The following is a 15,872-nucleotide window of genomic DNA, read 5'->3' as shown; positions in this document are numbered from 1 at the left end:
ACCGCGTTTGTTTCACTGTATGAAATTTTCTTACAGTTCGCTGATCGTGCTGCTTAAGCTCAGACGTTCATCCTTAGTTAATGGGACTAGAGGCAGACGCACAGAACCGACATCAAGACCTCTCAGCTGAAGCGCTGTTTTGACTGGAGCAGGATTAGGCGCTTTAAACAGTTCCTTCATAATCGGCAGCAGTTTCTGATGAATCAGTGCCGCATTAGCTGTTTGCCCATTCGTATAATTTTTGATCATTTGCTGCATATCAGTGCCTGCAATATGGCTCGCCACTGACACAACTCCTCTACCTCCAACTGAAAGAATTGGAAGCGTCAGAGCATCATCCCCTGAATAGACATAGAAGTCTTCAGGTGTTTCAGCAATAATTTTTGTAATCGCTTCGAGGTCTCCGCTCGCTTCTTTAATCGCAACCACATTCGGAATGTCTGCCGCCAAACGGATCGTCGTTTCAGGAGCAAGAGAAGCAACCGTACGGCCAGGAACATTATAGAGCATAACCGGAAGAGATGTCTCTGCCGCAATTGCTTTAAAATGCTGGTACATTCCCTCTTGAGAAGGTTTATTGTAATACGGGGTAACAAGCATAACAGCGTCCACGCCCGCTTCCTCAGCTTTTTTTGTCAGCTTAATGGAATCTTTCGTGTTGTTGCTCCCAGTACCAGCGATAACGGGCACCCGTCCGTTTACTTCTTTTACCGTATATTCAAAAAGCGCAATTTTTTCTTCAGTTGAAAGGGTCGGAGATTCTCCAGTTGTTCCCGCTACTACTAAAGAATCCGTTCCGTTTTTCAACAAGTAATCAATCAGTGTAGACAGTTTTTGAAAGTCTACGTTCCCTTTATTGTCAAAGGGTGTAATCATCGCTGTAGACACATTTCCGAAATTCATTTTATTCACCTCATCATGATTCAATCACATTTACTTCGAAAGTTCAAACACTTCATGCAAAGCGTTTACAGCAGGAACCATATCCGCTTCATGGACGAGCACCCATATCGTCGTATGGCTGTCAGCCGACTGAAGGATCGGAATTTCTTTTTCTGAAAGAGCCGATACAATTTTGGACGTAACACCGGGAACACCCATAATGCCCGCGCCGACCGCCGATACCTTCGCGCAGTTTCTCGTCACCATTGGATCATAGCCCATATCCATTAAAATACGCTGAGCTGTTTCTGTTTTATTTCCGGCTACCGTATAGACGATTTCACTAGGTGTAATGTTAAAGAAATCGACACTGATTCCAGCGTTTGCCATAGCCTTGAACACTTCAGTCTGAACGTTATACTGGCCGATTTTCGCAGGCACTTTGAACTGCGTGACATCTTTGACATGGGCGATTCCCGTAATCAGCCTTTCAAAAACATCACTGCCGACCTTGGAAGAGTGATGTGATGTCACCAATGTACCTTTATCATTCGAATAAGTCGAACGGACGCGGATCGGAACCTTGGCCTGCATTGCGATTTCCACAGCACGCGGATGAATGACCTTGGCCCCCTGATACGCCAGGTTGCAGATTTCCGTATACGTCACAACAGGAAGCGGTTTTGCATTTTCCACCACTCTTGGGTCAGCAGTCATCACGCCTTCTACATCGGTGAAAATATCAATGTATTCCGCATCAACAGCTGCTCCGAGTGCGGCTGCAGACGTATCGCTGCCCCCTCTGCCGATTGTAGTTGTATCACCCTTTTCAGTTGCGCCCTGGAAGCCTGCGACGACTACCGCATCATGATTGGCGAGCACACTGAATAAACGCTCCGGTTTCATTTCAATGATTTTCGCATTGGTATGCTGATCATTCGTTAAAAAGCCAGCCTGAGCCCCTGTCAGCGCAGCTGCTTTCACACCGTTATCAAGCAGCATGCTTGTAAAGACGACAGAGGAAATAGTCTCTCCGCAAGATAAAAGCAAATCCTGTTCCCTAGGAGAAATCGCTGACTGATCGCCGTAAAGCAGCCCAAGCAAAGAATCTGTTGCATACGGGTCTCCTTTTCGGCCCATCGCTGAAACGACAACGACAACCTTATATCCTTCACTGATTGCTTCTTTAATATGCCCTAAAGCCAGTTTGCGGCCTTTATCATCTTTTACTGATGTTCCGCCGAACTTTTGAACAATTATCTTCACTGTTTTCACTCCAAATTATTCGGACGTAACAGAAGAGAGCAGGCTGATAGCGCCTTACTCTCTTCTATTCGTCTTTAGAAAATTCTCTCTTTTATACGAGGTTTAGTTTTTTCAGGCTTTCTGCAATTTGAACAGAGTTCCATGCCGCGCCTTTTAATAGGTTATCAGAAACAACCCATAAATGAAAACCGTTTGCTCTGTCCAAGTCTTTGCGGATGCGGCCTACAAACACATCGTTTTTGCCGACAGCATCAGCAGGCATCGGATAAAGCTGCTGGCTTGGATCATCCTGAAGTGTCACGCCCGGAGCTTCTTGCAATAGATTTTTAATATCTTCAACTGTAGCGTCATCACGGTCTATTTCGATGTAGACGGACTCTGAGTGCCCAGTTTGGATTGGCAGTCTCACACATGTAGCCGCTACTTGAAGGTCAGGCATGTGCATGATTTTTTTCGTTTCATTTATCATTTTCATTTCCTCAAACGTATAGCCGTTATCTTGGAATTTATCGATTTGCGGAATCGCGTTGAAGGCGATTTGATAGTGTTTTTTGTCACCTTTTACAGGCATGATCTCAGGCTCTATTTCTTCTTTATTTAAAATCGCCTGTGTTTGGCTGTAAAGCTCTTTTACAGCTTCATTACCCGCTCCTGATACTGCCTGGTAAGTTGATACGATGACCTTGTTTAAGCCATATGCTTTGCGGATCGGTTCAAGTGCCGCAACCATTTGGATTGTAGAGCAGTTTGGATTGGCAATAATGCCGTTGTGTTCATGCAAGTCTGCCTCATTCACTTCTGGCACAACAAGCGGTGTATTTTCATCCATGCGGAACGCGCTCGTATTATCTATAACAATAGCGCCGCGTTTTACAGCTTCTGGTGCCAATGCTTGTGATACGCTTCCGCCGGCGCTGAACAAAGCAATATTTACCCCTTCAAAGCTCTCAGGAGAAGCTTCCTGAACAGTCAGCTCTTGGCCTTTAAACGTGACTTTTGTCCCCGCAGAGCGTTTTGAAGATAGCAATGTAAGTGTGTCCATTTCAAAGTTTCTGTCTTCAAGTGTTTTAAGCATTTGTTGTCCCACAGCCCCTGTCGCTCCGACAACAGCTACGTGTAAACCTCTTCCCATCTGTAAAACTCCTTCCGCCAATCAGCTTCATTGAATTGATTTGACTATGATTTTACGTTTTATTTTACCATAGAATATGCGGGTGATGACCGAATTTTTTAGTTTGGGAAAGATTTTCTGTAAATTTAGTCATTTCCCTGATAATTCTCAACTAGAATCGGCTGAAGCTGCTGGTGCATGAGTGCCTTTTCAATCGTTTGCGGTAGCAGATCCATTTTGGCTACCATTGAATTCGGTTTTTTAAAGGGATCGTCTTGCCCGAATGGAATAAAAAAGATATTTTTTGTTGACATGAGCCTCATTAAATTTGTTCCGTTTAAACCAAGAGCATCATTTGTCGAGATACCCAGAACGACAGGCCGATTGTTTCGGATTGTCGCTTTTGCCGCCATCAGCACCGGGCTGTCCGTCATGGCATTTGCCAGCTTGCTCATTGAATTGCCTGTTAAAGGCGCAATGACCATGCAGTCAAGGGGCAGCTTCGGCCCAAGAGGTTCTGCCTTTACAATCGAATCAATGGCCTCATATCCAGTCAGGTCTTCAATTTTTTTAACCCATTCTGCGCCCTCTCCAAATCGGGTATTTGTGGATTTCACATTAAATGTGACAACCGGACGGACTTCAGCTCCTTCGTTGACCAACGCCTCAATTTGCGGGAAAACCGCTTCATATGTGCAATGCGACCCGGTCAGCCCAAACCCGATTCTTTTTCCTTTTAATGACGACATCCTTATTTCCCCTCCTCAGCTTGTATTTCAGCCAAAAGCTTGCTCAAGACGTTTGCAAGGATTTGCCCAGCTGTTTTAGGAGCGACAATCCCTGGAAGCCCGGGAGCAAGAAGTGCTTTAATCCCTTGTTTCTCGGCATATTTAAAATCCGTTCCCCCGGGACGTGAGGCCAGATCCAATATTAAGGTTTTTGGTGTCATGCTAGAAAGTACCGTTTGATTTAAAATCATACTCGGTATGGTATTAATGCAAATATCTATATCTTTTACATGCTCTTTCAGCTCATCGGTATGAAAAGGAACGAGCCCCATTTCAGTGATACGTGCCAGATGCGCTGAACTTCTTGCCCCCACTTTTACATTCGCTCCGAGCGCGGCAAATGTACGGGCAATCGTCATCCCGGTGCGCCCCAGACCGAGAACGGCCACCTGTGATCCGTGTATCGTATAATCCGTGTGCTGAATAGCCAGCATGATCGTTCCTTCTACTGTCGGAATAGAGTTGTATATCGCAATGTCATCCCGCTCAAACAGTTTTACAAGTTTTCTTTTTGCCTGAGCTGCAATGTTTTCTAAATAGGCGTTAGAAATTCCTGAGAAAATGACACAATGTGCAGGCGTTCTGTCGAGATGGTCCTGTTTTAACACAACTTCTTCATTAGAAAATACAGTTGATACGACACCTTCTCCTGTTGTCGCGGATACTGGAAGAATGATGCTGTCTATTTGCTGAAAAGGAATTTCATCAATATTGCATTTTACTGCCCCGGTAAAACCGTGATCCAATTGGTCAAAACCGACAAGATAGATGTCAGCCTGCTGTTCAGTGAGCTTTCTTATAATTTCGAGCTGTCTTGCGTCACCGCCGATAACTGCAATTTTCAATCCGGTTAACATTCTAAACGTTCACCTTCTTTGTATATACTGGATCTCTAGTTGTTAAGCTCCCCTTCATCTTATGATCAAAAGGAAATACCGGTGAATATAAAAGATGCGCTTTTTCCATATAAAAAAACATCGGCTCCGGCAGCCGATGTTTCAGATGTTTTCTTTAGAGCCCGCTTCACAGTCAATTGGGCTATTTACTCTTGTCGGGGAGGCATTTCCTCAGGTACATCTAATATAATCATATCTGAACCGATCTTTTGAATATGATGCCATGGGACACGAATGTCATGACCTTGCTTTCTCAAACCAAACCACTTAACTGTGGGAATGAGGAGTGCTGTAATCTGTCCATCCTGTTCATTGATTTCCAAATCGGTCTGGCCGAGCACTCCGAGCCGTTCAGCTCTTTTGATGTCTACAATTTCCTTTCCCGATAATTCACTGAGCCGCATGTCTGTCACCCCCTTGTACTATGTATGATGAAAGGGATTAAAAAATGCCTGCTCCATTATGGAGCAGGCTTTCCATTTTAAGACGGCATATTGCCGGAAGGGCTGATAAGTGCTAATGCATAGTCTTCAGTAAACAATTGTCTGGCAAGGCCGTTAACACGCTCTAAGTTCACGGCGTTTAATTCATTGATGATTTCATCTAATGTTTTATGTTTGCCGAGCAGCAGTTCATTTTTTCCGTTTCGGCTCATTTTGCTGTTTGTGCTTTCTAAGCTCAGCATTAAGCTTCCCTTCATTTGCTCTTTGCTGTTTTCCAGTTCTTTCGAGGTAATGCCGTCACGTTTTAATGTGGCAAGGGTTTCTTGAATTGTTTCCGACAGCTGCTGAAGCTGATTTGCACCCGTTCCGCCGTAAATCGTTAGCATTCCGCTGTCTTCATATGAGCTGTGATAGCTGTAAACAGAATAAGCAAGTCCTTTATCTTCACGCACATCTTGGAACAGCCGGCTGCTCATGCTGCCTCCGAGCACATTGTTGAGGACGATTAAATCATAAATACGTTCATGGCCAACCTCTAAGCCTTTAAATCCAAGGCACAAATGAGCCTGCTCTGTTTCTTTTTTTCTCGTCAGTTTTTCCGTGTGGAACTCAGGCTTCTCAAGGCCTGTCGCTTTGCCCTTCGCCTCGTATGACCCGAACCATTTTTCTACATCTTTGATAAAACTGTCAGATATATTGCCCGCTACCGAAATCACCACTCGGTCCGGCGTATAATAATCATGCATGTATTGTCTGAGAGAGTCACCGTTAAAGGAAGCAAGCGTTTCTTCCGTGCCTAGAATTGGGTAGCCTAAAGAATGATTGCCGTAAGTGGCTTTGCTCAATAAATCATGTACAATGTCGTCCGGCGCATCTTCATACATTTTAATTTCTTCATATACTACATTTTTCTCTTTTTTCAGCTCGTTTTCATCAAACGTTGAATGAAAGAACATATCTGCTAATACGTCCAGCGCGTAATTCGCATGCTCGTCAAGCACCTTTGCATAGTAGCAGGTATATTCCTTTGAAGTAAACGCATTGACCTGGCCGCCAATACGATCAAAAGATTCTGCTATCTCGCGTGCAGATTTTGTGCTCGTCCCTTTAAAGAACATGTGCTCTAAAAAGTGAGAAATTCCGTTTATCTCCGGCGTTTCATGTCTCGAACCTGTGCCGATCCATACGCCGATCGCAACAGAACGGACTGTCGGGTTATTTTCCAGCACAATTCTTACACCATTTTGACACGTATATCGTTTAATCAAATTTGTTCCTCCTATTCAAAGACAAGCTGCCTTCATCTGTTACTTCAATAGTCTTGTTTCATCCATTAGTTCAGTGACTGTTCCAAGCGCATATCCTTTGTCTTTTATCTGTGTAATCAGCGCTTCAAGACTTTCCGCCGTAGGGTCAGTCGGATGCATTAAAATCATGGCACCATTATGTATCTTGCTTAACACTCTCGTCTGAAGTACAGACGGAGCCGGCTTTTGCCAATCGATTGTATCAACTGTCCACATGACTGTTCCCATCTGTTTCTCTGCTGCAATGTCGATAACCGCTTTTCTGAAACTTCCGCTTGGCGGAGCGAACCACTTTGGCTTAACGCCGATCGTTTGTTCTATTTGTTCATTAGTCTTGTCGAGCTGCTCGGAAATTCTTCCTGTAGTCAGTTTGCTCATATCCGGATGATTGTATGAATGATTTCCGATTTCATGTCCGTCTTTTGCAATCTTCTTAGCGAGCTGTTCATTTTTTCTCACCCAATTGCCTTCTAAAAAGAACGTAGCTTTAACCTGGTGCTTTTGCAGAATAGGGAGCATTTTTTCCAAATACTCATTTCCCCATGCCACATTGATTAAGAAAGCAACCATCGGCTTGTCAGGATTTCCTTTATAAATAGGCTCAGGCTGAAGTGACTCAAGATGAACACTTGGTTTTACTTGGCTGTACACCAGGTCTTTTTCCCGAAACTCGCCATTCTTTTTCATTTTTTTATATGATTGTTCAATATTGACCTTTAATCCATTGTAGCCGGGAATGCTTTTCCACACTTTATCAATTCTTGCATTCTGGGGCTTAACTTCGTACTCCGGCGCTTTTTGAAGCAATTCTTCATATAACGGGTCTTTTGACGCCGTGACAGTCACCGTATCTTTTTTCATTGCCCCTATATAATCAAGTGCATGCGGATTTTCCATCATCTCAAATGAGACAAAAAAAAGAAATAAAAAAACGGCAAACGGTACAAATTTTTTGTACATGTTCTGTCCCCCCTCATCTCACATTATGAAGGAGAGGGACAAGGTAGAACCCGCCTGCTTTTGAAAAGCTTCAAAATAAAGAAGCCGGGTCTCCCAGGCTCCTTTTATGTTTTCATTTAAGATTGTTGTTCTTCTTTTTCTTTCTCTTCACGGAGCACCGCTTTGCGGGATAAATTCACTCGTCCTTGTTTATCAATTTCAGTGACTTTGACAAGAATCTCGTCTCCGATTTTTACAACATCTTCAACTTTCCCTACTCTTTCAAGCGCAAGCTCTGAAATGTGCACCAAACCGTCTTTTCCGCTGAAAATTTCAACGAAAGCCCCGAATTTTTCAATCCGTTTCACTTTACCTAGGTAAAGTTGGCCGACTTCAACCTCTCTCACAAGGTCTTCGATGATTTTTTTCGCTTTTTGGTTGCCGCTTTCATCTGTAGAGGAAATAAAGATTGTGCCGTCCTGCTCAATATCAATTTTAACACCGGTTTCTTCGATGATCTTATTGATTTGTTTTCCGCTTGGTCCGATGACATCGCGGATTTTATCAGGATTAATGGTCATTGTTAAGATCTTAGGCGCATATCGAGAAAGCTCTTTTCTTGATTCGCTTAATGTTGCAAGCATGCTGTTGAGGATTTCCATTCTGCCCTTTTTCGCCTGCTGAAGCGCTTCTTCAAGAATCTCTCTGGAAAGGCCTTCAATTTTAATGTCCATTTGCAGGGCCGTTACGCCTTTTTCAGTTCCCGCTACTTTAAAGTCCATATCTCCGAGCGCGTCTTCCATGCCTTGGATGTCAGTCAAGACAGTGTAATGTTCGCCTGATTTGACAAGACCCATCGCAATACCAGCAACTGGCGCTTTAATCGGTACACCGGCATCCATCATTGCAAGTGTGCTTGCGCAAATGCTTGCTTGAGATGTAGAACCGTTTGATTCAAGCACTTCTGAAACAAGACGGACAGTATAAGGGAAGTCTTTTTCAGACGGAATAACTGGCTCAAGCGCACGCTCACCCAGTGCTCCGTGTCCGATTTCACGACGTCCCGGTCCGCGCATCGGTCCTGTTTCCCCAACGCTGAATTGCGGGAAGTTGTAATGATGCATAAACCGTTTTGACTCTTCGACACCTAAGCCGTCAAGGATTTGCACATCTCCCAGAGCACCTAGCGTACAAACGCTGAGGGCCTGAGTTTGTCCCCTTGTAAATAGACCTGAACCGTGCGTTCTTGGCAAGAGGCCAACCTCTGAAGAGAGCGGACGGATTTGATCGACACCGCGGCCGTCCGGTCTTACTTTCTCTTCAGTAATCAGGCGGCGAACTTCATTTTTCACAAGCTTGGATAAAATCTGCTTCACTTGCTTGATTGTGTCTTCATCATGTTCTTCATCCTCGAATTTTGCCACAACTGCGTTCTTCACTTCGTTAATGGCATCTTCACGGGCATGCTTTTCATGAACTTGGATGGCTTTCAGCAGATCCTCTTCTGCCAAAGCTTTTACTTTTTCATTAAGCTCTTCATCAATTTCAAAGAGCTTAATTTCAGATTTCTCTTTGCCGACTGCTGCAACAATTTCTTCTTGGAATGCAATCAGGCGTTTAATCTCTTCATGGCCGAACATAATGGCCTCAAGCATGATTTCCTCAGGAACTTCGTCCGCTCCCGCTTCTACCATGTTAATCGCATCTTTCGTGCCGGCAACGACAAGATTGATGTCGCTTTTTTCAAGCTGATCGACTGTCGGGTTAATGATAAATTGATCATCAATGCGTCCGACAGTAACCCCTGCAATCGGTCCTTCAAACGGAATATCCGATACAGAAAGTGCAAGAGATGAACCGAACATGGCAGCCATTTCTGAAGAGCAGTTTTGGTCAACACTCATGACAATGCTGATGACCTGAACTTCATTACGGAATCCATCGGCAAACAAAGGACGGATCGGACGGTCAATTAAACGGCTGGCAAGAACCGCTTTTTCACTTGGACGTCCTTCTCTTTTAATAAATCCGCCCGGAATTTTCCCTACCGCATATAATCTTTCTTCATAGTTTACAGTAAGAGGGAAGAAATCAAGCGGTTTAGGTTCTTTTGAAGCGGTTGCTGTACTAAGTACTGCTGTATCACCGTAGCGGATCATCACAGCACCATTTGCCTGTTTGGCAAGCTGGCCGGTTTCAACAGTTAGCGTTCTTCCGGCCCAATCTATGGTAAAGACATGTTTTTCTTGTCCCATACAATTACGAACTCCTCTCTTCGTTGTGTGAAATAATCAATTACTCCTATTATGAACGAAATGAATTGAACATATCAATGTCAAAGTAGTATGTAAAAGGATTTCAATGATTTGTTATAAGAAATTTCGCTTTAATACGATAAAAAAGCGGGAATCCTCCCGCTTTTTACGATTATCGACGTAAGCCTAGTTTGTTAATTAACTCACGGTAACGAGTTACGTCTTTATTACGCAGATACGTAAGAAGATTACGACGCTTACCTACCATTTTAAGAAGACCGCGACGTGAGTGGTGGTCTTTCTTGTGAGTACGTAAATGCTCGTTCAAGTTGTTAATTGAGTCAGTTAGGATAGCGATCTGAACTTCTGGAGATCCAGTATCAGATTCGTGTGTTTTGAACTCATTGATGAGTTGGTTTTTACGCTCTTGAGTAATTGCCATCCTGTTTCACCTCCAAATCATATTTAGCCCCAGTTACCTAGCAACCGTCGGTGACTTCGGATTGCCAAGCAATGGTTTTAAGACTACGAAAACTATCATACTAAAAATCGTGCCTATATGCAAATATTTTAGAATAAAATTTGCGTGCGTTGCAAGTTATTTCCGCAAATTGCTGAAATAACGAATGGCTTCCTGCTTATCTTTCTCAATTTGCTCAGTTAATTCTTTGATGCCATTGAATTTCCGCTCGCTCCGAATCCGTTTGTACCATTCGATTTTTATAGCGGCTCCATATACCTCCTGATCGAAATCAAACAGATTGACCTCGATGGAAGGCTGCTCAGGGCGCTTTTCATAAAACGTCGGCTTATAGCCAATATTGCAAACACCATTGTAAACTTCGCCGTTCACTTCCGCTTTTACGGCATATACACCTGTGGGCGGAACGATATAGCTGTTATTTAAACCCACATTTGCTGTCGGAAACCCGATGGTCCGCCCTCTTTTATCACCATGAATGACAATTCCTTTAATAAAATAAGGCTGTCCAAGCAAGACATTCGCCAATTCAACATCTCCGTTTTGAAGCGCGGTACGGATATACGAAGAACTGATTTTTTTATCCTGCTCCGTCAATTTTTCTACCATTGTGCACCCAGCTTTTCCGTCTAAATCATCCGGCATGGTCTCCATTGTCCCCTTGCCGTATTTGCCGTACGTAAAGTCAAAGCCTGCCACTGCGTGCTGCACATTAAGACCGATAATATACTGGTCTATAAACTGCTTAGGAGAAAGAGAAGCAAACACTTCATTAAATTTAACGACATACAGAACTTCTGTGCCTAATTGTTCAATTTGGTTTATTTTGTCTTCAAGAGGCGTAATCAGATCCTTTGGTTCCTTATCTCTGCCCAACACGTGGGAAGGATGGGGGTGAAAGGTCATCACAGCCAATGTCAGACCTTTTTCTTCGGCTATTTGCTTCGCTGTGCCGATTACCTTTTGATGCCCGAGATGAACGCCGTCAAAATATCCTAACGCCATCACTGATTTTGCCTGCTCCTCTTTTATTAAATGATGAGGATGTGTAATATGTATCGTCTTCACAGAACGGTCACCTTTTTTCTATTGTTCGCTTTTTTGCATCAATACTTTTGCCGGCTTTAACAGCCCTTTTTTTGCAGGATGAGGGAAATAGATCGCCAAACAGGTTCCGGATTCAGTAAAGACGGCGATACGGTCTTCACTTGTCATTTCAGAAAACTGCTCGGGCGTCTCAAGCAAAGCCCCATTTTCTACTTTCTTAGCTAATGTATCACTTATGATCCATTTCGGCAAATGATTGAGCGCACGTTCAATAGGAACTGTATGCTCTTCCACGGTTCCGGATTGGGCCTGTGCTTCGAGCTCATCAAAAGTAAAGCATTCGTCGAGAGAAAAATCTCCGGATGCCGTACGGATTAAATGAGACATATGGGCCGGATATCCGAGCTTTTCTCCGATCATGACCGCCAGCGTCCTTACATAGGTCCCTTTGGAGCAAGTCACTGTAAACCGGAAGCTTGCGGTTTCTCCATGATGTTTAATCTCTGTTGTCAGGGCAATGTCTTCAATGGTTATCATACGTTTCGGACGTTCTACTTCAATCCCTGCTCTTGCGTATTCGTATAATTTTTTGCCGTTTACTTTTACAGCGGAATACATGGGCGGAATTTGTTCTTGTTTCCCCTTTAAACTGTTTAAAACCTTTTCTACATCCGCTTTATCAATGTCGTGATTGACAGGCTTTGTTTCCACCGTTTCTCCGGTTTGATCCTCTGTTGTGGTTGAAAAGCCCAATGTTATTTCTGCATCATACGTTTTAGATTTTTCAGTTAAGTATTCGACTATTTTTGTCGCTCTTCCTACACAAATCGGAAGCACGCCTGATACTTCCGGATCGAGCGTTCCTGTATGTCCTACTTTTTTTGTTTTTAACAGCTTTCGGATCTTCATGACACAGTCGTGCGATGTCATGCCAACAGGTTTATGTAAAAGGAGAACTCCGTTAACCATTTGCCTTTCACTCCTTCTTTTGAGTTTTTTTCTTATAAACGAAGAAAGAGGACAGACGATATACGCCTATCCTCTCTTTTTTTATTCAGATGGTTTCTCTGAATGTAATTCGTGAATCAGTGTTTCGATCCGATTCCCGTAATCGATTGATTCATCGAACTCAAATTCAATTTCAGGCGTTTTTCGAAGTCTGATGCGGCTGCCGATTTCGGATCGGATAAATCCTTTCGCTTTTGCCAGCCCTTTCAGCGCTTCTTCCCGTTTTTTCTCGTCACCGAGAACCGAGATATACACCTTTGCAATTTGCAAATCACCTGATACACGTACATCCGTTACTGTCAGAAAACCAATTCTCGGGTCTTTCAGCTTGCGGCTGATAATATCACCGAGTTCTTTTTTCATTTGCTCGCCGACACGGTTTGCTCTCATACTCAATTCAATCACCTCTAAGTTAAAACCACTCTGTCCTAGTGATCGTCCGTTCAATTTCAGGAAAAGAATCGATAAACGCTAGGACGCGCTGCAGTTCTTTTTCTGTTTGAACGCGAGAGGAAGAAACAGCGGCGATTCCGAAGCTGGTTCTTTGCCAGGTGTCCTGATAGCCAATCTCCGAAATCGAAACATTGAACTTGTTTTGAACCCTGGTTAAAATCCGCTTCAGAACGGCACGCTTTTCTTTTAGCGATCCTGCATCATAAATGATGCATTCACACTCCGCAAATCCGATCACGTTCTTTCAATTTCTTGCATGACAAACGCTTCTAGGATGTCACCTTCACGAATGTCATTGTATTTCTTAATTGTAATACCACATTCATAGCCTTGTGAAACTTCTTTCACATCGTCTTTAAAGCGTTTCAGAACATCTACTTCGCCTTCAAAGATGACGACGCCGTCACGAATTAAACGGAGGCCGCTGTCGCGCGTAATGGTTCCTTCAGTAACATATCCGCCGGCAATTGTACCGATTTTAGATACTTTGAATGTTTGGCGTACTTCTACTTGACCAATTACTTTTTCTTCATATTCAGGATCAAGCATACCTTTCATGGCAGCTTCAATCTCGTCGATTACTTTGTAAATGATACGGTGAAGTCGAATATCTACATTTTCAGCTTCAGCCGTACTCTTAGCATTTCCGTCCGGTCTCACATTAAACCCGATAACAATTGCATTGGAAGCAGATGCCAAGATAATGTCAGATTCAGTAATCGCACCAACGCCTGTATGGATGATTTTCACTTTAACGCCTTCTACTTCAATTTTTTGAAGCGCAGCCGTTAAAGCTTCAGCAGATCCTTGAACGTCAGCTTTTACGATGAGGTTGATGTCTTTTACATCACCTTGCTTAATTTGCTCGAATAAATCATCAAGACTGAGCTTCGCTTTATCGCTGCGCTGCTCTTCAAGCTGTTTCGAAGCACGGGCTTCACCGACAGAACGAGCTGTTTTTTCATCCTTAAAGACAAGGAATTGGTCTCCCGCTTGAGGGACATCATTCAAACCGGTAATTTCAACCGGAGTTGACGGGCCGGCAGTTTTCACACGGCGGCCAATGTCGTTGACCATTGCACGGACACGGCCAAATGTATTGCCGACTACGATCGGATCACCGACATGCAGTGTTCCAGTCTGTACGAGCAACGTCGCAACTGACCCTCTGCCTTTATCGAGTTCAGCTTCAATAACCGTTCCTTTTGCCTGACGGTTCGGATTCGCTTTCAGTTCCTCTACCTCACTGACAAGCAAAATCATTTCAACGAGCTCATCAATGCCTTTTCCAGTTAAAGCGGAAAGCGGCACAAAAATGGTTTCTCCGCCCCAAGCTTCAGGGACAAGTCCGTATTCCGTCAGTTCTTGCATTACACGGTCAGGGTTTGCGGATTCTTTATCTATTTTATTCACAGCAACGATGATTGGAACCTCTGCTGCTTTTGCATGGTTAATCGCTTCAACTGTTTGCGGCATGACACCGTCATCGGCAGCTACGACAAGAATCGTAATATCAGTTACTTCTGCACCGCGTGCACGCATTGTTGTAAATGCGGCGTGGCCCGGTGTATCCAAGAACGTGATTTTCTTGCCGTTCTCTTCAATTTGATAAGCGCCGATATGCTGAGTGATTCCGCCTGCTTCTCCTTCAACAACCTTTGTTTTACGGATGCTGTCAAGAAGCGTTGTTTTCCCATGGTCAACGTGGCCCATGATTGTCACGACAGGAGGACGAATTTCAAGATCCTCTTCATTATCAGGCTCTTCGTATTTTTCCAGCTCTGTTTCTTCAAGCACAATGACCTCTTCTGTTTCAACACCATATTCTGATGCAATGAGTTCGATTGTGTCTTTATCAAGCTCTTGGTTAATGGTTGCCATTACGCCAAGAAGCATCAGCTTTTTAATGATTTCTGAAGGCTCTTTGCCAAGCTCTTCAGCAAGTGCGCCAACTGTTAAAGTGCCAGAGAATGTAATTTTCTCAGGAAGCTCTTTTTTCGGCTTTACAGGCTTTTGCTGATGTTGGTTTTTATTATTGTTGTTGTTGCGTTTATTTTTTTTGTTGTTGTTATTCTTCTTGTTTTTGTTAAATTGATTATTCTGCACGTCATTCTTCTTTCCGTCTCGAATTTTATTTGGTTGATTTCCAGCTGATTGCTGATTAACCCCTTGTGGCTGTTTGTTTTTGTTCGTTTCTGCTGGCTTTTGAGATTTAGCAGCTGCGCCGCCTTTTTTATATTTGGCATCTAGCTTTTTAATGGCCTTTTCTTCAAGCATGGCCATGTGATTATTCACTTCTAAATCCATGTTCTTCAGTGCGGTCAAAATTTCCTTACTTGAAACATTTAACGCTTTTGCATATTCGTATACTCTCATTTTAGCCATTCGTTCACCCCCAAAAATATTAATCGAGCAAGCTGATCAGCTTATTCGCAAAACCTTGGTCAGTGACGGCGACAACGACACGGGCTTCTTTACCGATAGAGCGTCCAAGAACCGCGCGACTCTCGACTTTTTTATAAGGGACTTTATAATAATTGCACTTGTCAGTTACTTTTTTTGCTGTGTTAGATGATGCATCCTCTGTAAGCAGGACAAGCTTTGCACGCGCATTCCTGATTTCTTTTATTACCAAGTCTTCGCCTGACACGACCTTACGAGCTCGATTGGCCAGACCCAGCAAGGGAAACCATTCCATTCCAGACATTTTATTTTTTCACCTTTTCCGCCAGTTCCAGCAATTCATCGAAAATCTGGTCATCGATTTGTGATTGAAATTGATTTTGCAAAGTGTTTTTCTTTTTTGCTGCTAAGATGCACTCTTTATCCAGCGTTAAATAAGCACCCCGCCCATTCTTTTTTCCGGTCGGGTCTACTGAGATTTCGCCTTCTTTCGACCGTACAACTCGGATCAGTTCCTTTTTAGGCTTCATTTCACCAGTCACTACACATTTGCGTAATGGGATCTTTTTGTGTTTATTCACCTAAAGTCACCT

At 43.5% G+C, this 15,872-nt stretch carries 17 protein-coding genes; all 17 read right to left on the bottom strand.

Features of this window, described 5'->3' with window-relative positions; genetic code table 11:
- Nucleotides 1-30 precede the first annotated feature (30 nt).
- On the bottom strand, nt 31-903 hold the full coding sequence (dapA, locus tag MHI44_RS20555; protein ID WP_339203595.1) for a 4-hydroxy-tetrahydrodipicolinate synthase: 873 nt from the start codon (nt 901-903) through the stop codon (nt 31-33).
- Nucleotides 904-933: 30 nt separating this feature from the next.
- Nucleotides 934-2,148 carry an aspartate kinase gene (gene dapG / locus MHI44_RS20550; protein ID WP_015483233.1) on the bottom strand — a complete coding sequence of 405 codons (1,215 nt, stop codon included), beginning with the start codon at nt 2,146-2,148 and terminating at the stop codon, nt 934-936.
- Nucleotides 2,149-2,239: 91 nt separating this feature from the next.
- Nucleotides 2,240-3,280, bottom strand: coding sequence for an aspartate-semialdehyde dehydrogenase (gene asd / locus MHI44_RS20545; RefSeq protein ID WP_049140028.1), 1,041 nt, complete (start codon nt 3,278-3,280; stop codon nt 2,240-2,242).
- A 125-nt stretch (nt 3,281-3,405) separates the two neighbouring features.
- Nucleotides 3,406-4,008 carry a dipicolinate synthase subunit B gene (gene dpaB, locus MHI44_RS20540; RefSeq protein ID WP_003231884.1) on the bottom strand — a complete coding sequence of 201 codons (603 nt, stop codon included), beginning with the start codon at nt 4,006-4,008 and terminating at the stop codon, nt 3,406-3,408.
- 2 nt (nt 4,009-4,010) lie between these two features.
- Nucleotides 4,011-4,904 carry a dipicolinic acid synthetase subunit A gene (gene dpaA, locus MHI44_RS20535; RefSeq protein ID WP_003231888.1) on the bottom strand — a complete coding sequence of 298 codons (894 nt, stop codon included), beginning with the start codon at nt 4,902-4,904 and terminating at the stop codon, nt 4,011-4,013.
- Nucleotides 4,905-5,089: 185 nt separating this feature from the next.
- On the bottom strand, nt 5,090-5,347 hold the full coding sequence (locus tag MHI44_RS20530; RefSeq protein ID WP_003231890.1) for a YlmC/YmxH family sporulation protein: 258 nt from the start codon (nt 5,345-5,347) through the stop codon (nt 5,090-5,092).
- Between the two features lie 77 nt (nt 5,348-5,424).
- A complete protein-coding gene (locus tag MHI44_RS20525) occupies nt 5,425-6,654 on the bottom strand; it encodes a pitrilysin family protein (RefSeq protein WP_003245717.1) in 1,230 nt (409 codons plus the stop codon).
- A gap of 39 nt (nt 6,655-6,693) precedes the next feature.
- Nucleotides 6,694-7,653, bottom strand: coding sequence for a polysaccharide deacetylase family protein (locus MHI44_RS20520; RefSeq protein WP_213385309.1), 960 nt, complete (start codon nt 7,651-7,653; stop codon nt 6,694-6,696).
- Between the two features lie 116 nt (nt 7,654-7,769).
- Nucleotides 7,770-9,887 carry a polyribonucleotide nucleotidyltransferase gene (pnp, locus tag MHI44_RS20515; protein WP_003231897.1) on the bottom strand — a complete coding sequence of 706 codons (2,118 nt, stop codon included), beginning with the start codon at nt 9,885-9,887 and terminating at the stop codon, nt 7,770-7,772.
- Nucleotides 9,888-10,059: 172 nt separating this feature from the next.
- Entirely contained in the window at nt 10,060-10,329 is a 270-nt protein-coding gene (rpsO, locus tag MHI44_RS20510) for a 30S ribosomal protein S15 (protein ID WP_003220957.1), read from the bottom strand.
- Nucleotides 10,330-10,485: 156 nt separating this feature from the next.
- Nucleotides 10,486-11,436, bottom strand: a complete 951-nt coding sequence (gene ribF, locus MHI44_RS20505; RefSeq protein ID WP_014476827.1) for a bifunctional riboflavin kinase/FAD synthetase — start codon at nt 11,434-11,436, stop codon at nt 10,486-10,488.
- Nucleotides 11,437-11,454: 18 nt separating this feature from the next.
- On the bottom strand, nt 11,455-12,384 hold the full coding sequence (gene truB / locus MHI44_RS20500) for a tRNA pseudouridine(55) synthase TruB (protein ID WP_015252083.1): 930 nt from the start codon (nt 12,382-12,384) through the stop codon (nt 11,455-11,457).
- Between the two features lie 81 nt (nt 12,385-12,465).
- The gene (gene rbfA, locus MHI44_RS20495; protein WP_009967251.1) at nt 12,466-12,819 is read right to left on the bottom strand and encodes a 30S ribosome-binding factor RbfA; all 354 of its coding nucleotides are present in this window, start codon (nt 12,817-12,819) and stop codon (nt 12,466-12,468) included.
- Nucleotides 12,820-12,835: 16 nt separating this feature from the next.
- Nucleotides 12,836-13,114, bottom strand: coding sequence for a DUF503 domain-containing protein (locus MHI44_RS20490; protein ID WP_003220950.1), 279 nt, complete (start codon nt 13,112-13,114; stop codon nt 12,836-12,838).
- Nucleotides 13,111-15,261, bottom strand: coding sequence for a translation initiation factor IF-2 (gene infB, locus MHI44_RS20485; protein ID WP_014479801.1), 2,151 nt, complete (start codon nt 15,259-15,261; stop codon nt 13,111-13,113). The genes MHI44_RS20490 and infB overlap by 4 nt, the downstream gene beginning before the upstream one ends.
- A 19-nt stretch (nt 15,262-15,280) precedes the next feature.
- Complete coding sequence (locus tag MHI44_RS20480) at nt 15,281-15,583, bottom strand: YlxQ family RNA-binding protein (RefSeq protein WP_003220946.1); 303 nt, start codon at nt 15,581-15,583, stop codon at nt 15,281-15,283.
- Nucleotide 15,584: 1 nt separating this feature from the next.
- A complete protein-coding gene (rulR, locus tag MHI44_RS20475; protein ID WP_009967250.1) occupies nt 15,585-15,860 on the bottom strand; it encodes a glucose-induced regulator RulR in 276 nt (91 codons plus the stop codon).
- Nucleotides 15,861-15,872: the final 12 nt, after the last annotated feature.

It is taken from the genome of Bacillus sp. FSL K6-1366 (assembly GCF_037976695.1).
In the GTDB taxonomy this organism is placed as follows: Bacteria; Bacillota; Bacilli; order Bacillales; family Bacillaceae; genus Bacillus; species Bacillus subtilis.
Note: the sequence above shows the minus strand (reverse complement) of the source record. Positions and strands in the feature narration are given on the sequence as shown.

What these genes read in the sequence shown, in the direction of transcription:
- rpsO (WP_003220957.1), bottom strand. Translation starts at nt 10,329, where the DNA reads ATGGCAATTACTCAAGAGCGTAAAAACCAACTCATCAATGAGTTCAAA.
- dapA (WP_339203595.1), bottom strand. Translation starts at nt 903, where the DNA reads ATGAATTTCGGAAATGTGTCTACAGCGATGATTACACCCTTTGACAAT.
- dpaB (WP_003231884.1), bottom strand. Translation starts at nt 4,008, where the DNA reads ATGTCGTCATTAAAAGGAAAAAGAATCGGGTTTGGGCTGACCGGGTCG.
- MHI44_RS20530 (WP_003231890.1), bottom strand. Translation starts at nt 5,347, where the DNA reads ATGCGGCTCAGTGAATTATCGGGAAAGGAAATTGTAGACATCAAAAGA.
- dpaA (WP_003231888.1), bottom strand. Translation starts at nt 4,904, where the DNA reads ATGTTAACCGGATTGAAAATTGCAGTTATCGGCGGTGACGCAAGACAG.
- pnp (WP_003231897.1), bottom strand. Translation starts at nt 9,887, where the DNA reads ATGGGACAAGAAAAACATGTCTTTACCATAGATTGGGCCGGAAGAACG.
- truB (WP_015252083.1), bottom strand. Translation starts at nt 12,384, where the DNA reads ATGGTTAACGGAGTTCTCCTTTTACATAAACCTGTTGGCATGACATCG.
- asd (WP_049140028.1), bottom strand. Translation starts at nt 3,280, where the DNA reads ATGGGAAGAGGTTTACACGTAGCTGTTGTCGGAGCGACAGGGGCTGTG.
- infB (WP_014479801.1), bottom strand. Translation starts at nt 15,261, where the DNA reads ATGGCTAAAATGAGAGTATACGAATATGCAAAAGCGTTAAATGTTTCA.
- MHI44_RS20520 (WP_213385309.1), bottom strand. Translation starts at nt 7,653, where the DNA reads ATGTACAAAAAATTTGTACCGTTTGCCGTTTTTTTATTTCTTTTTTTT.
- MHI44_RS20480 (WP_003220946.1), bottom strand. Translation starts at nt 15,583, where the DNA reads ATGTCTGGAATGGAATGGTTTCCCTTGCTGGGTCTGGCCAATCGAGCT.